This is a genomic window from Microbacterium sp. ZW T6_19, assembly GCF_044987465.1.
Classification (GTDB): Bacteria; Actinomycetota; Actinomycetes; order Actinomycetales; family Microbacteriaceae; genus Microbacterium; species Microbacterium natoriense_A.
Genome location: NZ_JBJDRH010000014.1, coordinates 19429 through 39109, shown reverse-complemented (window position 1 = coordinate 39109; position 19681 = coordinate 19429). Strand labels below are relative to the sequence as shown.

The 19681-nt window shown below is 68.3% G+C and carries 17 protein-coding genes; 9 read left to right on the top strand and 8 right to left on the bottom strand.

Annotation, left to right across the window (positions count from 1 at the left end; all coding sequences use genetic code 11):
* Position 1: 1 nt before the first annotated feature.
* The gene (locus ACI3KT_RS17130) at positions 2–730 is read right to left on the bottom strand and encodes a CDP-alcohol phosphatidyltransferase family protein (protein ID WP_404905721.1); all 729 of its coding nucleotides are present in this window, start codon (positions 728–730) and stop codon (positions 2–4) included.
* 60 nt (positions 731–790) lie between these two features.
* Positions 791–1768 (bottom strand): glycosyltransferase family 2 protein, encoded by a 978-nt coding sequence (locus ACI3KT_RS17125; protein ID WP_404905688.1) that lies wholly within the window; start codon positions 1766–1768, stop codon positions 791–793.
* A gap of 134 nt (positions 1769–1902) precedes the next feature.
* Here ACI3KT_RS17125 and ACI3KT_RS17120 point away from each other — a divergent pair, with 134 nt between their 5' ends.
* Genes ACI3KT_RS17120 through ACI3KT_RS17110 form a run of 3 tightly spaced genes read left to right on the top strand, consistent with a single transcriptional unit; the run spans position 1903 to position 5524 of the window.
* A complete protein-coding gene (locus ACI3KT_RS17120; protein ID WP_404905687.1) occupies positions 1903–3114 on the top strand; it encodes a glycosyltransferase in 1212 nt (403 codons plus the stop codon).
* On the top strand, positions 3114–4163 hold the full coding sequence (locus ACI3KT_RS17115) for a glycosyltransferase (protein ID WP_404905686.1): 1050 nt from the start codon (positions 3114–3116) through the stop codon (positions 4161–4163). Before ACI3KT_RS17120 ends, ACI3KT_RS17115 begins: the two co-directional genes overlap by 1 nt.
* A 50-nt stretch (positions 4164–4213) precedes the next feature.
* Positions 4214–5524 carry a UDP-glucose dehydrogenase family protein gene (locus ACI3KT_RS17110; protein WP_404905685.1) on the top strand — a complete coding sequence of 437 codons (1311 nt, stop codon included), beginning with the start codon at positions 4214–4216 and terminating at the stop codon, positions 5522–5524.
* A 4-nt stretch (positions 5525–5528) separates the two neighbouring features.
* Here ACI3KT_RS17110 and ACI3KT_RS17105 read toward each other — a convergent pair whose 3' ends face one another.
* Positions 5529–6695 carry a glycosyltransferase gene (locus tag ACI3KT_RS17105; RefSeq protein WP_292907949.1) on the bottom strand — a complete coding sequence of 389 codons (1167 nt, stop codon included), beginning with the start codon at positions 6693–6695 and terminating at the stop codon, positions 5529–5531.
* Positions 6696–6903: 208 nt separating this feature from the next.
* Between ACI3KT_RS17105 and ACI3KT_RS17100 the strand changes: the two genes are divergently transcribed.
* The 4 genes from ACI3KT_RS17100 (at position 6904) to ACI3KT_RS17085 (ending at position 11020) form a co-directional block, all read left to right on the top strand.
* On the top strand, positions 6904–7356 hold the full coding sequence (locus ACI3KT_RS17100; protein ID WP_292907951.1) for an adenylyltransferase/cytidyltransferase family protein: 453 nt from the start codon (positions 6904–6906) through the stop codon (positions 7354–7356).
* Positions 7357–7498: 142 nt separating this feature from the next.
* Positions 7499–7762 carry a glutaredoxin family protein gene (locus tag ACI3KT_RS17095; RefSeq protein ID WP_404905684.1) on the top strand — a complete coding sequence of 88 codons (264 nt, stop codon included), beginning with the start codon at positions 7499–7501 and terminating at the stop codon, positions 7760–7762.
* 28 nt (positions 7763–7790) lie between these two features.
* A complete protein-coding gene (locus tag ACI3KT_RS17090; RefSeq protein WP_404905683.1) occupies positions 7791–9167 on the top strand; it encodes an MFS transporter in 1377 nt (458 codons plus the stop codon).
* Between the two features lie 83 nt (positions 9168–9250).
* The gene (locus tag ACI3KT_RS17085) at positions 9251–11020 is read left to right on the top strand and encodes an aldehyde dehydrogenase family protein (protein WP_404905682.1); all 1770 of its coding nucleotides are present in this window, start codon (positions 9251–9253) and stop codon (positions 11018–11020) included.
* 236 nt (positions 11021–11256) lie between these two features.
* On the opposite strand, the gene pip is transcribed toward ACI3KT_RS17085, so the two are convergent.
* Together pip and ACI3KT_RS17075 are read right to left on the bottom strand one after the other, a co-directional pair.
* Positions 11257–12228, bottom strand: coding sequence for a prolyl aminopeptidase (pip, locus tag ACI3KT_RS17080; protein ID WP_307294315.1), 972 nt, complete (start codon positions 12226–12228; stop codon positions 11257–11259).
* A 33-nt stretch (positions 12229–12261) separates the two neighbouring features.
* Complete coding sequence (locus ACI3KT_RS17075; protein ID WP_404905681.1) at positions 12262–13164, bottom strand: neutral zinc metallopeptidase; 903 nt, start codon at positions 13162–13164, stop codon at positions 12262–12264.
* A 44-nt stretch (positions 13165–13208) separates the two neighbouring features.
* Here ACI3KT_RS17075 and ACI3KT_RS17070 point away from each other — a divergent pair, with 44 nt between their 5' ends.
* Together ACI3KT_RS17070 and ACI3KT_RS17065 are read left to right on the top strand one after the other, a co-directional pair.
* Positions 13209–14198, top strand: coding sequence for a malate dehydrogenase (locus ACI3KT_RS17070; protein WP_307294313.1), 990 nt, complete (start codon positions 13209–13211; stop codon positions 14196–14198).
* An 80-nt stretch (positions 14199–14278) separates the two neighbouring features.
* On the top strand, positions 14279–14749 hold the full coding sequence (locus ACI3KT_RS17065; RefSeq protein WP_292907965.1) for a recombinase family protein: 471 nt from the start codon (positions 14279–14281) through the stop codon (positions 14747–14749).
* Between the two features lie 88 nt (positions 14750–14837).
* Here ACI3KT_RS17065 and ACI3KT_RS17060 read toward each other — a convergent pair whose 3' ends face one another.
* The 3 genes from ACI3KT_RS17060 to eccCa form a co-directional block, all read right to left on the bottom strand.
* Positions 14838–15128: a WXG100 family type VII secretion target gene (locus tag ACI3KT_RS17060; protein ID WP_292907967.1), complete on the bottom strand. Its 291-nt coding sequence runs from the start codon at positions 15126–15128 to the stop codon at positions 14838–14840.
* Positions 15129–15148: 20 nt separating this feature from the next.
* Positions 15149–15460: a WXG100 family type VII secretion target gene (locus ACI3KT_RS17055; RefSeq protein ID WP_292907969.1), complete on the bottom strand. Its 312-nt coding sequence runs from the start codon at positions 15458–15460 to the stop codon at positions 15149–15151.
* Between the two features lie 157 nt (positions 15461–15617).
* Positions 15618–19610, bottom strand: a complete 3993-nt coding sequence (gene eccCa / locus ACI3KT_RS17050; RefSeq protein WP_404905680.1) for a type VII secretion protein EccCa — start codon at positions 19608–19610, stop codon at positions 15618–15620.
* Positions 19611–19681 lie beyond the last annotated feature (71 nt).

The window sequence follows — 19681 nt, the reverse complement described above, 5'->3', positions numbered from 1 at the left end:
GTCAGAGGCTCTTCATCTCACGGAACCAGCGGACGGAAGCGAGCGCCAGGAACGCGAGGGCTGCGGCCGCGAGCAGCGTGTACAGGACGACGAACGCTTCGGTCCATCCCCAGAATGCGAAGACGAGGCACACGATGCCGAAATCGGTTGGAAGCAGGATCGTCGACCGCAGAAACGTACCGCCGCCGCGCGAATGGGTGGATCCGACGTTGCGAGACGCCTTCAGCAGGTCGTTGAGCAGCATCCCGAAGAACGTCACTGTGGAGATCGCGGAGAATGCGAGCGGCACGATGAGCCACGCGGTGTCACGCAGCGGTGTGTGCAGCCAGAGCCCCACGAGAACAGCGAGATGCAGCAACGACAGCTTGGCCGCGTCTACGAAGTGATCGAGCCACTCACCGGCGGCGCTGCCGCCTCCCTGCAGTCGCGCGACCTGTCCGTCGGCGGAGTCCCAGGCGTATCCAGAGGCGAGCAGCACGGCGATCAGCAGACCCGACCACCATGTCGGCGGCAGCGCGACGATCAGGGCGATCCCGGCGAACGTATGGACGGCGCTGACAGCCGTCACCTGATTGGGCGTCCATCCCTGCGTATGCGCGAAAGCGGCGAACACCCGTCCGATCTTCCGATTCACGTAGACCGAATACGCGGGCGCTCCCCGGGCATGGCCCTTCTGTGCCGCCTTCAGGCTCGCGAAAGCCTCTCTGAAACTCGTCGACTGCCCCAGCATCCGCCCCACGCTCCCTCATCGGAGGACCCATCCCGTCCTCGCATCCGCACCGATCTCGGCTTATCGGACCCCGCCACCACCGTATAGGTCGCGAGAGCGATTGCCCGCACCCGCAATGCTGCCCCGCCCTCTGGCACGTTCCTTCGCCCCGACTGCGACCAGCCGCTCGGATCCCAGGACAGCCCCGGCGATTCCGCGCGACGCTCCGCCGATCCAGTGAACGACACCGCTCGCGACCGACCTCAGCCGCACGGCGATCCGCCGAGGCCGCGTGCCCGCGAGGGCGAGGGCGACTCGCGCCCCCGCGTTCGCCATGCCCGCGGTACGTTCCAGTGCGTGCGCCCGGGTCTGACGTTCGACGGGCAGGTGATCGAGGACGACCGCCTCTGCGCACCAGACCATACGCACCCCGTGGGCATGCAGTTGAGAGGTGAAGAGCGAATCCTCGCCACCCGTGCGCCCGAATCTGGGGTCGAACCGGACGCCGCTGCGCTCGACGAGGGACAGATCCAGTAAGAGGTTGTTGGTCGCCGCCCGAGTGAGGGGAGATCCGGTCCCGAGCCCGCTGCGGTGCGCTCGGGCGAAGAATCCGCCAGCGACGACCCATGGGTCGAGGGGTCCCTCCGTCACCGTCCGTACCGGTCCTGCGACGAGCCCGGCCCCGAAGTCCTCACGCGCCCGCAGCATGAGCGAAAGCCATCCCACGTCCGCCGGGGTCTCGTCATCGTCGATGAACACCATCAGCGCGGAGCCCGCCGCCTCGTCCAGAGCACGGTTGCGCACCGCGACGACTCCGCGCTCGAGCTCGACGACGTAGCGCACCGGCAGGGGAGCTTCGGATGCGATCGCCCGAGCGCTCTCCGCCTCATCGTTGTCGATCACGATGACGACGAAGTCGCCCAGCAGACCGGCTCCCCGCGCTGCCTCGATGGTCTTCGGCAGGGCCGCCAGGAGACGGGTCAGATCCGCAGGTCTGCGGAACGTCGGGATGCAGATCGCGACCGAAGGTTCGGACGCATGCTCTTCCGCTGACGCCATGCCGTTCCCCCTTTCTGTACCGAGCGACGAAACAGAAGCTCTGATCCGGAAGCCGGTATGACTTAGTATTCAACAGGTTCATGCACCTGGGGAGGCCATGGGCCGGTGCGAACCGATGAGGTAGGGGGACTTGTATGGATTCGGGGCTTCATTCAGCCGGAGAACGACGCCCGCGCGTGCTCGTGAGCGGTTACGCCTGCGGCCCGGTCTCCGAACCCGAGGCGCGCGCCGGATGGGAATTCGCACGTGCGGCGACCAGGGATCACGATGTCTGGGTCATCACCAGGCACCGGTTTCGCGAGTCGATCGACGCCGCCCTCTCTGCGGACCCGGCTCTTGCTGAGCGACTGCACGTGAACTACCTCGACCTGTCGCCGCGCCTAATGCGGTTGAAGCGTCGCTCATGGGACCTCTACTGGTACTACGCAGCCTGGCAGCGCGCGCTCGGCCGCCGCGCCCGCGAACTGCACTCCACATACGACTTCGATGTGGCCCATCATGTCTCTTTCGCGAACGATTGGATGCCGTGCGGCCTGGTCGCTCTGCACGATGTGCCTCTCATCTGGGGGCCGATCGGAGGCGCCAGCACACCGCCGGTGCTGAAGCTGTCGCGCTGGCTGGGCGTTCGCGGTACTCTCACCGAGATCGTCCGCGGCACGTTCACGGCCCTCATCCGCCGGTTCGTGGGCGACAGGGTCGCTCGCCGTGCCTCCGTCGTCATCGCGCAGAACCAGCAGGTCGCGGAGCACTTCTCCACTCGCGCAGGCACCGTCGTGGTCGAGCCGAACGCGACTCTCGATGACCTGCCGCCCCGGGCGGCACGCGTCGATGCCCGGCACGCGGTGTTCGCGGGCAGGTTGATCGCGTTGAAGGGCGCCGCGATGGCTGTCGATGCGATCGCGCGCACGGACACCTGGACCCTCGACCTGTACGGGGAGGGATACGAGGAGCAGCGGCTCCGCGCACGAGTCCGCCGCCTCGGCATCGAAGACCGCGTCCGGTTCCTCGGTCATCAGCCGCGCGATCGCGTGCTGGACGCGATCGCACGTGCCGAGGTCTTCCTCTTCCCGTCGATGCGCGACCAGGCGGGGTGGGTCGTGGCCGAAGCGAGCACGATCGGGTGCCCCGTCGTCTGCCTGCCGCTCGGCGGCCCGCCCGCCCTCGCCGGTTCGAATGGCCACGTCGCGTCACTGGACGGAGACATCGTCGCCGATCTCGTCGTCAAGCTCGAGGAGGCGGCCTCCGAGGGCGGTCGCGCCACTGACCGATGGTCGGTCTCGCGGCTGCCCGGTCTGGTCTCGGAATGGTACGCGCACGCGATCGCCGAGAAGGCAGGTGCCCGGTGATGGCACAGGAAGGCCGCAGGATCCGGGTGCTGGAGTCGTTCCGTCGCCCGAAGAGCACGACGAATCCGTACATCACGCAGCTGTTCGATGCGCTGAGCGAAGTGGCCGACGTCACGCCGTACCGCCCGATGGCAGCATTGTTCGGCCGCTACGACATCGTGCATCTTCACTGGCCCGAGCTGCTGGTCGGCGGTCACAACTGGCGCGGCCGCACGGTACGCCGCATGGTGACCTCGTTGCTCCTGCTCCGATGGCGCCTCACGCGAGTGCCGATCGTCCGCACTGTGCACAACATAGAACGACCGACGAACATCAACGCGTTCGATCACCGCGTACTCGATCGGATAGACCGCCTCACCACCCTCGACATCAGACTCAACGACCGGACTCCTCCGCGGCCCGGCATACCCGCAGTCACCGTCGAGCACGGCCACTACCGGGACTGGTTCGCTCCGCATATGGGCGGGGAGGCTGTGCCGGGCCGGTTCGGTTACGTGGGGCTCATCCGCCGTTACAAGGGAGTCGAGGACCTCGTGGCGGCGTTCGTCGGCATCGACGATCCTTCGCTGTCACTGGGAATCGCGGGCAAGCCATCGTCGACAGACCTCGTCGACGCGCTGCGCCAGGCGGCGGGCGGCGATCCGAGGGTGACCATCGATCCGCGATTCCTCGACGACGAAGAGCTCGTACGCGCGATCACCGCATCCGAGCTCGTCGTGCTGCCGTACCGCCACATGCACAACAGCGGCACGGCACTCGCTGCGCTCTCCGCCGATCGCCCGGTCCTGGTACCGGACAACCACGTCAACCGTGATCTCGCCGCCGAGGTGGGCGAAGGCTGGGTGACCCTGTTCGACGGCGCTCTGACGCCGGAGATCCTGACCGACGCTCTGGCGTGTTCTCGTGGACGATCCGCTCACCCTGACCTGTCGGCGCGCGAATGGTCGGTGTCTCGCGACAGGACTCTCGCGGCGTTCCGCCGAGCCCTGGCGCTCGCTCGCGGTCTCGAGCTCGACACCGGCAGCACGCGCACTGACCGGCATCTCTGAAGACACCACCATCACCACCGGCATCCGGTGGTCTCACCTCAAGGAGCACCGTGAAGATTTCTGTCATCGGCTGCGGATACCTCGGCGCGGTTCACGCTGCCGCCATGGCCTCAATCGGCCACGACGTCGTCGGCATCGACCTCGACCCAGACAAGATCGCGTCGCTCTCGGCTGGCGAAGCGCCGTTCTTCGAGCCAGGGCTGCCCGAGATACTGAAGCAAGGAGTGGCCTCGGGCCGACTGCGCTTCACGACCGACATGTCCGAAGCCCGGGGCGCGGCAGTGCACTTCGTCGGCGTCGGCACGCCCCAGAAGAAGGACGGATACGCCGCCGATCTCACCTACGTGAACGCCGCCTTCGCGGAACTTGCGCCGTATCTGTCGTCCGGCGACATCGTCGCGGGCAAGTCGACCGTGCCTGTCGGCACCGCAGCGACGCTGACTCCGATCGTCGAGAGCGCGGGGGCCACGCTCGTCTGGAATCCTGAGTTCCTGCGTGAGGGATTCGCGGTCAAAGACACCATCGATCCGGACCGACTGGTGGTGGGGGTGCCTGCGGGCGACGCGGGCGAGACAGCCGCGGACGTCCTGCGAGAGGTGTACGCGCCCGCGGTGGCGAAGGGCACACCGTTCCTCGTGACCGATCTCGCCACATCAGAGCTGGTGAAGGTGGCGGCCAACGCGTTCCTCGCGACAAAGATCTCCTTCATCAACGCGATGGCCGAAATAGCCGAGGCGACGGGCGCCGACGTCACCCAGCTCGCCGAGGCGATCGGCCACGACGTCCGAATCGGCCGGCGCTTCCTCGGCGCCGGCATCGGCTTCGGCGGCGGATGCCTCCCTAAGGACATCCGCGCATTCGCCGCCCGCGCCGAAGAGCTCGGCCGCGGAGAATCCGTCGGCTTCCTCCGCGAAGTCGACGCCATCAATCTCCGCCGACGCGAGCGCGCCGTCACACTGGTGCTCGACGCCCTCGACCGCGACGTCGTCGGCAAGCGGATCACGGTCCTCGGCGCCGCCTTCAAACCGCACAGCGACGACATCCGCGACTCCCCCGCCCTCGACGTCGCCGTCCGCCTGCGCGGGCTCGGCGCCGACGTCGTCGTGACAGACCCGCAAGCCATCGAGAACGCCCGCCGCCAGCACCCGCAGCTCACCTACGTGGAAGACCGTGATGAGGCCCTCCGCGGTGCCGACGCCGTCATCCTCGTCACCGAATGGGACGAGTACCGCCGCGATCTCTCACCGGAGCACGCATCATCGCTGACCGTCGGGCGCGTGATCGTCGACGGACGCAACGGGCTCGACGCCGCCGCATGGCGCGCGGCTGGATGGACCTACGTCGGCATGGGGCGTCCCTGAGGATTCACAGTTCCCCCGGCCGAACGGCCTCGGCGTCGATGGCCTTGATGACGCGGATCGCGGCGGTGTCCGGCTTCGGCTCGACGCCATCCGCCCGCCTCCGGCTCGGCGCGTACACGACGAGCGAGTGGAACAGGAACCGCGCGAAGAACGCGACGATGAGCGACAGCCCGGTCGCGAGCACGCTGGAGATGTGCCAGGTCTCGACCATGAGGGCCATCACCGGGATGCGCAGCGCCGCTTCGGCGTTGTTGAACGCGAAGGAGGTGAGGAAGCGGATGCCGATTCCTCGAGCATCCGTCCGCATGTCGGCGAAGACGAAGCGCTCCTGCAGCAGGAAGTTCCCGACGATCGTGGCCTCGGCGCCGATGATCGCCGCCCACACATAGGGGATTCCCGCTTCGACGAGCAGCCACATGATGCCGAGGTTGACGACCGCGCCGATCACGCCGATCAGTGCGAACAGCGACATCTTGCCGAAGCGCAACCTGGCGAGATGCGCGACGAACGTGGCGCCCTGACGCATGCTCGCCTTGGAGGTGCCGTGGCGCCTCTCGGCGAACTCCATCGGAACCTCGGCGATGCGCAGATCGGTGCGGGCGAGGATCTCGAGGAGGATCTTGAACCCCTGCGGCTTGAGCGTGGCGAGGTCGAGCCGGGAGCGATCGACGAGGAAGAAGCCGGTCATCGGGTCGGTGCTGCGCGCCAGGCGAATCGGGAACATCGCCTTGGTGAGCCAGGTGGCCGCTCGCGAGACGCCGAAGCGCACGGCGGTTCCGAGTCCGCTCGTGTCTCCGCCGCCGATGTAACGCGAGGCGGCGACGACGTCCGCGTCGCCTTCGTCGTGTCGGTCGAGAAGAGCGGGGAGCAGCTCAGGCGGATGCTGGAGGTCGCCGTCCATGACGATGCAGATGTCGGATGCGGCCGCCTTGAGCCCTGCCACGACGGCCCCGCCCAGTCCGCCGGTGTTGTCATCTCGGTGGATCACCCGGACGGGGAGGGGAGCGTCGGCGGCGACCCTTCCGACCTCGAGTGCCGTGTCGTCGGTGCTGTCGTCGACGAAGAGGATCTCGGCGTCTCGTCCGGCCAATGCGGCGGCGGCGCGCGCGACGAGCTCGGCGACGTTGTCGCGCTCGTTGTATGTCGGCACGATGACCGTGACCTGTGCCACCACCTGCTCCCCCTCTTCGGCTTCGCACCTATCGTTTCACGCCTTGCTATGCGTTGAGAACCCGTCCCGACGATTTCGTAAAGATTCTTTCCTTGCTGGCGGTCTGCTGACATCGACGTCATCGTTCTGCTAGTCTGATCCGACGCGGCTGTGGGAGTCGCTGAGCGGATGGGGATCCGCTTCTGGGGAATACTGATCTGGGGAGATCATGGGGACGCGCATCGGCTATGCCGTTGGTGCCTTCGACCTGTTTCACGTCGGGCATCTGAACCTTCTTCGTCACGCCAAGCAGCACTGCGACATTCTGATCGCGGGCGTCGTCAGCGACGAGATGCTGCGCCAGGTGAAGGGCATCGAGCCCGTCATCCCTACGGCGGAACGTGCGGAGATCGTTCGACACATCTCGTTCGTCGACGAGGTCTACGTCGAGACCAGTCCATCCAAGATGGACTCGTGGCGCGACGTGCAGTTCACCCACTTCTTCAAGGGTGACGACTGGCGAGGCACCGAGAAGGGCCTGCGCCTCGAGCGCGAGTTCGCCGAGGTCGGGGTGGAGGTCGTGTACTTCCCGTACACCGCTCATACCTCGAGCTCATCGCTGCGTCGAGCGCTCGACGCGATCACCGCCGGCGCGACGCCGGTTGCGGCGGCCGGCCACTGACCCCCGCCCGTACCGCCTGTCTGCACCGCATGGCTGGGGGCCGGAATCTGGGGTTCCGGCATCCGTGCGTCGCTGCCGCAGGCGGTACGGAGTCGGGAACACGCCCGGCCCTCTCCCATCGCCGCCGCCGTAGGCTTGATGCATGACCACTCCTGCAGCATCCGAGATCACGATGTTCGGCGCCGACTGGTGCCGCGACTGCATCCGCACGAAGAAGCAGCTCGACGAGCTCGGCATCGAATACACCTATGTCGACCTGGTCGCCGACCCCGCCGCGGCAGACGTCGCCAAGGAGATCTCGGGCCGCACCAACATCCCCGTCGTCGTGTATCCCGATTCCTCGCATCACGTCGAGCCCTCGAACGCCGACGTCGAGGCGAAGCTCCGCGAGCTCGCCCTGATCTGACGACTCATCGCGCCGCTACACTGGCGCGATGAGCACCGAGGCTCGACCCGAGCGAGCATCCGCCGCACGCCTCCCTGCGCGCACGATCGCGCTGTACGCGATCGGCTCGCTGGGAACCGGCGGCTATGCCACGCTGCCCGGGCTCGTGCTGACGTACTTCCTCACCGACAACCTCGGGGTCGCCGCCCTCGCGGCCGGCCTGATCGTCACCTCGGCCAAGATCTGGGACGTGGTGATCGACCCGCTCATCGGCGCCGCGTCCGATCGACAGCTGGCGCGCACAGGATCGCGGCGCGGGTTCATGATCACCGGAGCGATGACGCTGCCACTGTTCTTCGCTCTCACCTTCGCCGTGCCTCCGTCATGGGGGCCGACGGCCGGAGCGATCTGCGTACTGCTCGCCTTCCTCGCGACGGCGACCTCGTTCAGCCTGTTCCAGGTGCCCTACGTCGCGCTCCCCGCCGAGCTGACCGGCAGTTACGACGAGCGCACTCGTCTGCTCGGCTGGCGCGTGATCGTGCTCACCGCAGCCATCCTGCTGTTCGGCGCGGGCGGGCCCGAACTGCGCAGAGCGGGCCCGGATCAGGTGATCGGATACCTGCTGATGGGCATCGCGGCGGGTCTGGTGATCGGCATCGGCATGTACGTGGCGTCGAAGACGGCGGATGCGGCGGCGAGCCGCGTCGCGCCCGCCTCCCCCACGGAGCATCCGCCGAGCGTGAGGGAGCAGTACGCCTCGGGATTCCGCGCCCTGCGCCGCAGCCAGCCGTTCCGCGCTCTGCTCACGACCTTCCTGCTTCAGGCGCTCGCGACGGGAACCATGCTCGCCGGCGCGCAGTACGTGGCCACTTGGGTGCTGCGATCGGAGGACGCCGTGACGCTGGTGTTCCTCGCACTCGTCGGGCCCGCGCTGCTCGCGACACCGGGTTGGACCTCGATCGCACGCCGCATCGGCAAGGAACGCGCGTTCCGCATCGCCAGCGCCGGGTTCACGATCGCCGCCGCCTCCATCACGGCGGCCGTCTGGGCTCCCGGTGCGTGGATCTATGCATCCGTCGCCGTCGCCGGCATCGCCTACGCCGGTCTGCAGTCCCTGCCGATGGCGATGCTGCCCGACGTCATCTCGCACGACGAACGCACGAACGCGCCCGGGCAGGCCGGAACCTTCACCGGATTCTGGACCGCAGGCGAGACCGTCGGCTTCGCCCTCGGTGCGACCTTCGTCTCGCTCACGCTCGCCGCGACCGGCTACGTGTCGACCGTCGCAGGCGCGACAGCGCAGCAGCCTGATGCCGCCGTCACCGGCATCGTGCTGAGCTTCAGCATCCTGCCCGCCGTGCTCATGGCCGCGAGCATCGTGGCTCTCTCTCGCTACCGTCTGCGCCGGAGCGACATCGAGGCCTGAGCCCGCAGCGGGACGAAACGCCTCTTCCGCACCCCGACCTCGTCCTCCGGCATAAGCTGGGATCCCGCTTTAAGGAGACGCCGATGACTTCTGCGACAACGCCCGCCACGAAGACGGATGCCGCCCCGCCTGTGATCGCCGAACTGAGTGATGGTCAGCGCGCGGATCTCGACACGGCGATCGGCGAGCTGCAGACCGGCGCCTCGATCTGGTCGGCGCTGACGATCGCACAGCGTGTCACCCTGCTTCGAGCGGTGCGCACGAGCGTCGCATCCGCTGCCGAAGACTGGGCGAACACGGCGTCGGCCTCCAAGGGCCTCGACGCCCGGCATCCGCTCCGCGGCGAGGAGTGGCTGAGCGGCCCGTACAGCGTGCTCGGCGCACTCGACGCGTACATCGAGACGCTGTCCCGACTCGCGAACGGCACCAACCCTCTCGACGGCATCAAGATCGACCGCGCGCCGGGCGGGCGCACGCGGGTCCACACCTTTCCGCTGACCGGCATCGATCGATTCCTGTTGTCGGGTTTCACCGGCGAGGTATGGCTCGAGCCCGGCACCACGCCGAATCAGGCGCGTGCCGCCGCCGGGCTCGCCCAGCGCACGCCGACCGAATCCGGCGGAGTCGGCCTGGTGCTCGGCGCAGGCAACATCACCTCGATTCCCGTGCTCGACGTGCTGTACGAGCTGCTCGCGCACAACCGCACCGCTCTGCTCAAGGTCAATCCCACGCAGGACGCTCTGGTGCCGGTCTACAAGCGCGCATTCGCGCCGCTCATCGAACCGGGGCTCCTCAGGATCGTCCGCGGCGGCCCCGCGGTCGGCGCATACCTGACCGGGCACCCCGATCTCGTCCACGTGCACATCACGGGATCGGCGGCGACCTTCGACGCGATCGTCTGGGGCACGGGCGCGGCCGCCACACGCCGCCGACGCGAGAACCGCCCGCAGCTGAAGAAGCCGATCACCGCCGAGCTCGGCGGGGTGTCGCCGATCATCGTCGTCCCAGGCGACTGGACCGCCGCAGACCTCACGTACCAGGCTGAGCACATCGCCACGATGCGCCTGCAGAACAGCGGTCACAACTGCATCGCCGGCCAGGTCGTCATCCTGTCGAGCGACTGGGCGCAGGCCGACCAGTTCCGTGCCGAGCTCCGCCGCGCCTACGCGAACGCCCCCGAGCGACCGATCTGGTACCCCGGGGCGCCCTCTCGAATGGGGCTTGCGGCAGACGCCTACCCTGACGCGCTCGTGCTCGGCGATCGGGTGCTGGTCGAGATCGGCGACGGCGACGATTCCACCGCCCTGCGCAGCACCGAGTACTTCGCTCCCGTGCTCGGCGTCGTCACCGTGCCCGGTTCCGGACAGGCCTTCCTCGACGCGGCCGTCGCCTACGCGAACGATGAGCTGCAGGGCACGCTGGGCGCGAACCTGCTGATCGACCCCGCGACCGAGAAGTCGCTCGGCACGGGATTCGAGAGGGCGATCGCCGACCTGCGCTACGGCTCGATCGCGATCAACGGCTGGACCGCGTTCGGGTTCATCACTCCGACGCTCACGTGGGGCGCCTTCCCGGGCAGCACGATCGCCCACGTCGGCAGCGGGATCGGTGTCGTGCACAACGCCCTGCTGCTCGACGCAGTGGAGCGTTCGGTGATCCGCGGACCGTTCCGGCCGTTCCCGCGATCACTGCCCGGAGCCAACGGCGGCGGGCGGCTGACGATTCTGCCGAAGCCGCCCTGGTTCGTGTCGGCTCGCACCGGCGCCGACGTCAGCGAGGGGCTCACGAGGTTCCGGGCGAACGGCGGCGCGGCCCTGCTCGTGAAGACTCTGCTGAAGGCACTGCGCGCGTAGCCCGCCGAACCTGCGACCGGCTACACCAACTGGTCACGCAAACGGCGACCCAGCCCCGGCCAGCCCGCCGAACCTGCGACCGAACACGCCACTGGTCACACCAACGGTGACCCGGCCCGGCCCAGCCCGCCACACCTGCGACCGACTACACCAACTGGTCACACCAACGGCGACATGAGCGCGTCGTCGCGAGCGACGCTCACCGGGGCCATCGCCCAGCGCACCGGGGCGAGCGGTCAGCGCGCCGCGAAGCGATCGGTCGCCGCGCGGAGGGCGCGCTGGATGCCGGGCTCCGCGGCTGAGTGCCCGGCGTCGTCGACGACCACGAACTCCGCTTCGGGCCAGGCCCGGTGCAGATCCCACGCGGTCATCATCGGCGTGCACACGTCGTGCCGCCCCTGCACGATCACGGCGGGGATGTGCCGGATGCCGTCGACCCCCGCGATCAGCTGCCCTTCCTCCCACCAGCCGCGATGGACGAAGAAGTGGTTCTCGATGCGTGCGAACGCGATGGCTCTGTGCGCATCCGACATCGAGGCGATCTGCTCGGCGTCCGGCACGAGCGTCACGGTCGAGGCCTCCCACGTCGTCCAGGCGACCGCGGCGGGTTCGTGCACGGCCGGATCGGGATCGAACAGCCGCCGATGGTATGCCTCGATCATGCGGGTGCGCTCGAGCACGGGGATGGGCGCGACGTACGCCTCCCACAGGTCGGGGTAGAGAGCTGCGGCACCGCCCTCGTAGAACCACTCGAGCTCCTCGCGTCGCAGCGTGAAGATGCCGCGGAGGACGAGCTCGGTGACGGCATCCGGGTGCGCCTGCGCGTAGGCGAGCGCGAGCGCGCTCCCCCACGAGCCGCCGAACACCTGCCAGGCGGCGATGCCGAGGTTCTTGCGCAGCAGCTCGATGTCGGCGATCAGATGCGCCGTGGTGACGTAGCGCAGGTCGGCGCCGGGATCGCTCGCGTGCGGCGTGCTGCGTCCGCAGCCGCGCTGATCGAGCAGCACGATGCGATACGACTCGGGGTCGAAGAACCGCCGCTGCCAGGGTGAGGTGCCGCTGCCCGGTCCACCGTGCAGGAAGACGACCGGCTTGCCCTCGGGGTTGCCGCTGACCTCCCAGTACATGCGGTGGCCGTCGCCCACGAGCAGTTCGCCCGTCTCATACGGCTCGATCGGCGGATACAGCGCATCCAGATTCATCGTCATCGATCCTCCAGATCACAGACCTACCCCTGAACGCTACTGGGGTCCGAGCCGATCCCCTGGGAGCGTGAACGTCGCGGCGCACACATCGAGACCGTTCGCGTACCCGTTCGCGAACCAGAACTGCCGTTCCTCGCTGGTGCCGTGCGTGAAGCTCTCGGGGTTCACGAAGCCGCCGGACTGCTCCTGGATGTGGTCATCGCCGACCACGAGGGCGGCGTTGAGCGCATCGCGGCGCTGCTCCTCGGTGGACGGCTGCAGATAGGGGACGCCATCGGCGTCCTTCTCCTCGGACATGCGCGCGATCCACGCTCCCGCATAGCAGTCGGCCTGCAGCTCGGTGCGCACGCTGTTGCTGTCTGGTCCGGTGCCGTTGTTCGGATACTTGTCCATCGTGCCGGTGATGTACTGGATGTGGTGCCCCCACTCGTGCCCGACGATGTAGAGCTGCGCGAGCTCGTTGGCGGATGCTCCGAACTGCTGCTGCATGAGCTGGAAGAACGTCGGGTCGATGTAGACCGTCTGATCCGGCGGGCAGTAGAAGGGGCCCACCGCGTTGGATGCCGTGCCGCATGCGGTCGTGGCCGACCCGTCCACGACGACCATTCCCGGCTTCACGTAGCCCGTGACGTTGTCCTCCCAGAACGCGTTCAGTGCGACTTCGGCTCCCGCCATGCGGCAGTCGACCTTCTCATTCGCGTCCTGACCGGTCTTGCACTCCGTGAGACTCGACTCCTCGGGCGAACCCGCACCCCCACCGCCTCCGCCGCTGCCGTCGCCGGACGGGATCAGTCCCGTCAGGTCGATGCCCAGCAAAGGCCCCGCGATCAGCGCGATGATTCCGAGCAGACCGATGCCACCGGCGCCGGCGACGACGGCTCCCCGCCCGCGCCGACGTGTCGTGTTGGTCGAGATGTCGGCATCCGGATTGAACGTCATGGATCGAGGGTACTCCGGGGCGGCTGCCGTCGTAGGCTCTGAATATGACCACGACCATCACGATCACCGGTGCCGGCGGACAGATCGGCTACGCACTGCTGTTCCGCATCGCCGCAGGAGATCTCCTCGGTCCGGATGAGAAGGTGCGGCTGCGGCTGCTCGAGATCCCGCAGGGCCTCGGAGCCGCCGAAGGCGCGGCCCTCGAATTGCAGGACGGCGCGTTCGGGCTGCTGGAGGACGTGGAGGTGACGGATGCCGCGGCCACCGGTTTCGACGGCTGCGATCTCGCTCTGCTGGTGGGGGCGCGGCCCCGCGGGCCCGGTATGGAACGCGGCGATCTGCTCGCGGCCAACGGTGGGATCTTCGGGCCGCAGGGCCGCGCGATCGCCGAGAACGCGGCGCCCGGAGTACGCGTGACGGTCGTGGGCAATCCGGCCAACACCAACGCGCTGATCGCCGCCGCATCGGCCGAGGGGGTTCCGGCCGAACGCTTCAGCGCGCTCACCCGGCTCGACGAGAACCGCGCACGGGCGCAGCTCGCGCAGACCCTGGGCATGCCGGTCGACACGGTGCGGCGAGTGCCGATCTGGGGCAACCACTCCGCCAGCCAGTTCCCCGACATCTCTCACGCCACGGTCGCGGGCCTTCCTGCATCCGAGGCGCTGGCGAAGATCGTCGGCGACGTGCCGACGTGGCTGGAGCAGACCTTCATCCCGCGCGTCGCGAAGCGCGGCGCCGAGATCATCCAGGTGCGCGGATCGTCATCCGTCGCGTCCGCGGCGAGCGCGACCATCGACCACGTGCGCGACTGGGCGCTCGGAACCGACGACTGGACCTCCGCTGCCGTGGTGTCGCACGGCGAGTACGGCGTTCCTGAGGGCCTCATCTCCTCGTTCCCCGTGCGGTCGATCGACGGCGAGTGGCACGTCGTCGAGGGGCTCGAGATCGACGACTGGGCCCGAACGCGCATCGACGCCTCGGTGGCCGAACTCGTCGAGGAACGGGACGCGGTCCGGGCCCTCGGGCTCCTCTGATCCCGCTGCACCTCCGGCACGTCGAGACGGCGTATCCCGAGGCGCTCCGAGCAGGGCAGAATGGATGCCGGAGGTGCGCGATGAGCGAGACGAACGAGACGGCGAAGTCCACGGCATCCGTCGACGAAGCCCTGACCAGCCCTTTGCACCTGCCGCACGCCGCGGCCGAGTGCCCCAAGTGCTTCACCGAGCTGCAGCAGAACCGCGACTTCTGGTCGGCGCGCCCTGACGGGTCGCGTCTGGTCGGCCTCGTCGTGTCGCGCGAGGGGATGCCGTCGGTCGTCGAGCAGCGTGAAGACCTGACGCGCTTCGGAGTGCCGATCGAAGGGTTCCGGCATCCCGCCCCCGACATCCTCGAGAGCTGGAGCGACCGCATCGCCCGGCTGATCGCGACCCTGCGCACGGGCGACGTGCTGGTCGTGGCGAACATCAACGCCCTCGGCCGCGATGCGGAAGAAGGCAACCGCGCCGTGGCGGAACTGCGCCGCCACGGAATCATGGTGAAGGTGCTCAACCACAACGCGCGACACCTCGCCGACGCCTCCCGCTGAGCCGCAGACCGCGAGCATGCGAAAGCCGGCTGCCACCCGAGAGGGTGACAGCCGGCTCAGACGCTGACCGCGTCAGTGACTCACAGTGTCACCAACGGTTGCGGTTGCGGTTCTCCGTGGACTGCGCGTCGGACGAGTCCTGCGAGACCTGACGTCCGATGTCGTTCAGCAGAACCTTCATCTCGGTGAGAGCCGAGTTCCACTGCGCCTTCGCCTGGACGTAAGCCTCGGAGGCCTCACCGGTCCAGTCCGCCTGGAGGGGCTTGAGCGCGTTCTCCATGTCGTTGAGCTTGTTCTCGATCTTTCCTGCGCCTGCGACGAGGTCGGAACCCGCCGTGTCGACGGCGCCGAACTGCATCTTGTAGCCGTTACCACCCATGATGTCTAATCCCTCCGGTCTCAGCCGAGACGGCCCATGAACTTGTTCTGCGCCTGCGCAGAGTCGTCGTCGGTCTGCGTGTACGTCGACTGCGAGTCGCGAAGGTTCTGTTCGAACCCGTCGAGCGCGCTGGTGATCTTGCGTGACTTCTCCTGCCACGCCTGGAAGGTCTGCTGGAAGGCGGCAGCCCCCGAGCCGGCCCACGATGCGCTGATGCCGGACAGCTGGTTCTGAATCGCGTTCAGTTCACCGATGATGTCCGTCTTCGAGCTGTTGACGATACTGGCACCCCGCTGCAGGGCACCATCCGCTGCGGAAACTTCTCCGGCCACGGTCACCTCCTGGTCATAAGGGCCTGTTCGCCCCGATTGGTTCAGCCCCTGGAAGGGCCGTGACGCCGATGCCCGGCGACAAATAACACCTTACGGCGCTCGGGCGGGGATGCCCATGGGTAGCTCTGCCCACCTTCGCTCCATCTGCCCCGAAGGCCTAGAGGTGCGATGACGGCGCGTACGCGAGCTGCATCGTCTGCACTCCGCGCTCCCGCGTGATCACCTTCGCCCGCCCGGGAACGGCCGGCGTCGCCTTCACGTTGCCGATCAGCGGCCCCTCGTCGGGGCTTCCCGACAGCAGGATGCCGGGCACAGCGAGGTCGCGGAGCGTCTGCATGACCGGCTCGAACGTCGCGCGCGACGCCCCTCCGGAACGGCGTGCGAGCACGAGGTGCAGGCCGACGTCCGTCGCCTGGGCGAGCAGAGGCTGCAGCACGGCGATGGGGTTGCCAGACTGCGTGTTGACGAGGTCGTAGTCGTCGACCAGCACGTAGACCTCGGCACCCGACCACCACGAGCGGTCGCGCAGCTGCTGCGGCGTGATGTCGGGGCCCGGCAGTCGGCTGCGCAGGTACTCCGCGAGTCCGGCCAGCTCCTCCGATACCTGCTGTGCGGTGGTGTAGTAGCCGGCGAGGTACTCCTCGGGGATCTCCGAGAGCAGCGCGCGCCGGTAGTCGACCACGAAGATCTGCGCGGACTTCGGGGTGGTCGTGCGCATGACTTCGCGCGCGAACGTCCGCAGGAAGCTCGACTTGCCGGACTGGCTGTCGCCGAACACGTACAGGTGCGGGTTGCGGCGCACGTCGAAGGCGCTGGGAGCCAGCGCGGCCTCGTCGACACCCAGCAGAACCTGGTTCTGCAGGGGCGTGCCCGCCGCGAGCTGCTGCAGCTGCGAGAGCTCGAGCATCTCGGGCAGCAGACGCAGCTTGGGCCCGCGCGGGCCCTTCCACGCGGAGTTCACCCTCTCGATCAGGTGCTCCACGCCCTCGCTGAGCGTGTCGGGGTCACCGGAGCCGTCCACGCGCGGCAGGGCGGTGAGCATGTGGTGCTTCGACGGCGCGAGTCCGCGCCCGGGGCGTCCGATCGGGACGTTCGCGGCCACCTTGCGGTCGATCTCGGAGTCGCTGGTGTCGCCGAGTCGGAGTTCCAGCTTCGATCCGAAGGTGTCGCGGATCGCGGTGCGGAAGTCCATCCAGCGCGTCGTCGTCGCGATCAGGTGCACGCCGAACGTGAGCGCCCGACCCGCCAGCGCCTGGATCTCGAACTCCATGTCGTCGAACTCGGCGCGGATCGTGGGCCAGCCGTCGATCACCAGGAAGACATCGCCGTAGCCGTCATCCGCCCGTCCCTGAGCGCGCAAGCGCCGGTACGTCTCGATCGAATCGATGGCGTTCGCCGTGAAGTACCGCTCGCGGGCGTTGACGATGCCCACGACCTCCTGGAACATGCGCCGGAGCACGTCCGGCTGGTTCCTGCCTGCGACGCCGGCCACGTGCGCCATCTTCGAGAACGGCACGAAAGTGCCGCCGCCGAAGTCCATGACGTAGAACTGAACCTCCTGCGGCGTGTGGGTCAGTGCGATTCCGGTCACCACGCTGCGCGCCAGCGTGCTCTTGCCGCTGCGTGCGCCGCCGACGATCGCGAGGTGGCCCCCCGCGCCGGTCAGGCTCATCACGAGGCTGTCGCGACGCTGCTCGAGAGGGCGGTCGACGATGCCCAGCGGAATCGTCAGCGGACCCGCCTGACGCCAGCGGGGCGAGATCAGACCCAGCTGCGGATCCTCGATCAGATCGCCGAGCATCTCGTCGAAGGTGGCAGGCACGTCGAGAGGAGGCAGCCACACCTGATGGGCGGGCATGCTCCGGCCCTTCATGAGCGAGACGGCGATGTCGAAGGTGACGCGCTTCTCGGGCGCCTCCGGCCCTGCGAAGCCCTGCGCGGGCGTCTGCTCGTCGGTCGTCTCCTGCGCGAGGACGGGAGCCGCGGTGAACGCCCTGGCTTCGATCGCGCGGACCGGCTGCCCGCTGTCGGCGGACTCGGGTGCCGAGCCGGGCTTGCGTCGTCGCGTCTTCGGCGGTGCGGAGACGTAGGCGGCCCGGAACTGGGTGAGCGTCTCGGCATCGGACTTCAGGATGCCGTGGCCGCCGCCACCGGGAAGCGTGAACGCGTCGGGCACGCCGATGACCGCACGTGAGTCGGCGCCCGAGAAGGTCTTCAGACCGATCCGGTACGACAGGTGCGAGTCGAGGCCTCGGAGCTTGCCCTCTTCGAGACGCTGGGTCGACAGGAGCAGATGCACCTGCAGGGATCGACCGAGGCGGCCGATCGCGACGAACAGCTCGGTGAAGTCGGGTTTCGCCGAGAGCAACTCGGAGAACTCGTCTGCGACGATGAGCAGCGCGGGCAGCGGTTTGAGGTCGGTGCGTCCGCCCTTGCGCGCGGTCTCGTAGTCAGTCACATTGGCGAAGTTGCCCGCATCGCGCAGCAGCTCCTGCCTGCGCGTCATCTCTCCCTGAATCGCGTCCTGCATGCGATCGACGAGCGTGAGGTCGTCGCCGAGGTTCGTGATGACGGCTGACACGTGCGGCATGTCGGCCATGCCGGCGAAGGTCGCGCCGCCCTTGAAGTCGATCAGCACGAAGTTCAGCGCCTCTGACGAATGGGTCATCGCGAGCGACAGCACGAGCGTGCGGAGCACCTCGGACTTTCCCGAGCCGGTGGCGCCGATCAGCATGCCGTGCGGCCCCATGCCCTGCTGCGCGGACTCCTTGAGGTCGAGGACCATGGGCTGCCCGGTGGCGGTCAGTCCGATCGGCACCCGCAGCCGATCTCGCGCCGAACGCGGCTTCCACGCCAGCTCCGGATCGAAGTCGCGCACATCGGGCAGCGCCAGAAGGTCGGTCAGCTCTGCGCTGATCGTGCGGCTGCCGCCGGCGGCATCCTCGTCCTGCGCGCTCTCGCCCAGACCGGTGAGCCGTCGTGCGACGGCCTCGGCCGAGGCGATGCCGAGGAAGTCGGCGGATGCGGAGACGGTGCCGACTCCGCGTCGGGCGACGGTGAGCTTCGAGCCCTCCTCGCCTTCGAGGATGAGCCGGATCGTGAGCGGGTCTGCGAGCTGGTCCCACTCGCGGGCGATGTCGATGACGGTCACGCCGTCGACTCCGCCTTCTTCGGTCAGGAGGTTCCCCGGCGGCAGGTCGACGCCGTCGGTGATGACCACGACGTGGGGCACGGCTCCGCCACCACGTCCGCTCACCGGGCCGCGTGAGCGGATGTCGGCGATCAGGGACTCGACCTCAGCCCACGAGGAGCCGATGCGGCGCGCACCTCCGACGGCATCCGTCCTGCTGTCCGACTGCGCGTGCGGCAGCCATTTGATCCATTCCCAGTACGGCAGTTCGACGCCGGAGGCGACGACGGCGATCTGCAGGTCCTCCGGAGCGGCGAAGGTCACCAGGTGCGCGATCATCGCCCGGGTCAGGCCGCGGGCACGGGTCACGTCTCCGACCAGCTCGATGCGCGCGCAGGTGCCGATGTTGAGCCCGAACGGCAGGTCGGGAACCTGATCGTGCGTGAGGACGAAGCGGTGCGCTGCGGAGGCGCTGACGGGATCGAGCTGAGCGAGCGGCGGGATGGGCGCCTCGTCGAGGGTCATGGCGAGCGGCTGGGTCGCCGTGCCCACTCGCGTCACCAGGAACTGCGGGTCTCCGACGGGTCGCTCCCAGACGCGAGAACCCTCCTCGACGATGAACGGCAGCGTCTCGGGTGCGGGGAGGATCCACTCCTCGTACCGACGCTGTCGCGATGCGACCTCACGCACCGCGTCGCGCGTCTCGGCGAGGTAGGCGAGGTACTCGCGGCGGGTGTTCTCGACGTTCGTGGAGTGCTGCGACTTCTGCCGCCACATCTGGCCGCCCACCATCGACAGCGCCATGAAGAGGAACAGACCGCCCATGATGTAGGTCCGGGTCGCGTCCCCGCCCTGGGTGAGGGAGAGCACCGCCACCGATCCGAGGCTGCCGACCATCGGCAGGGCCATCATGAGCGTGTTCGACGCGCCTTCGGGCTTCGGGAGTTCCGGTGCCTGCTGCAGAGTGAGTTGGCCGCCGGCCGGGGGTTTCGGCGCACGGCGATTACTGGTGATGCTCACGACTGGCCCTCCTCGAGTCGCTTACTATTGTGTCAGGATGCCGAGATGAACCGGTATGGGAGCTGCGGAAC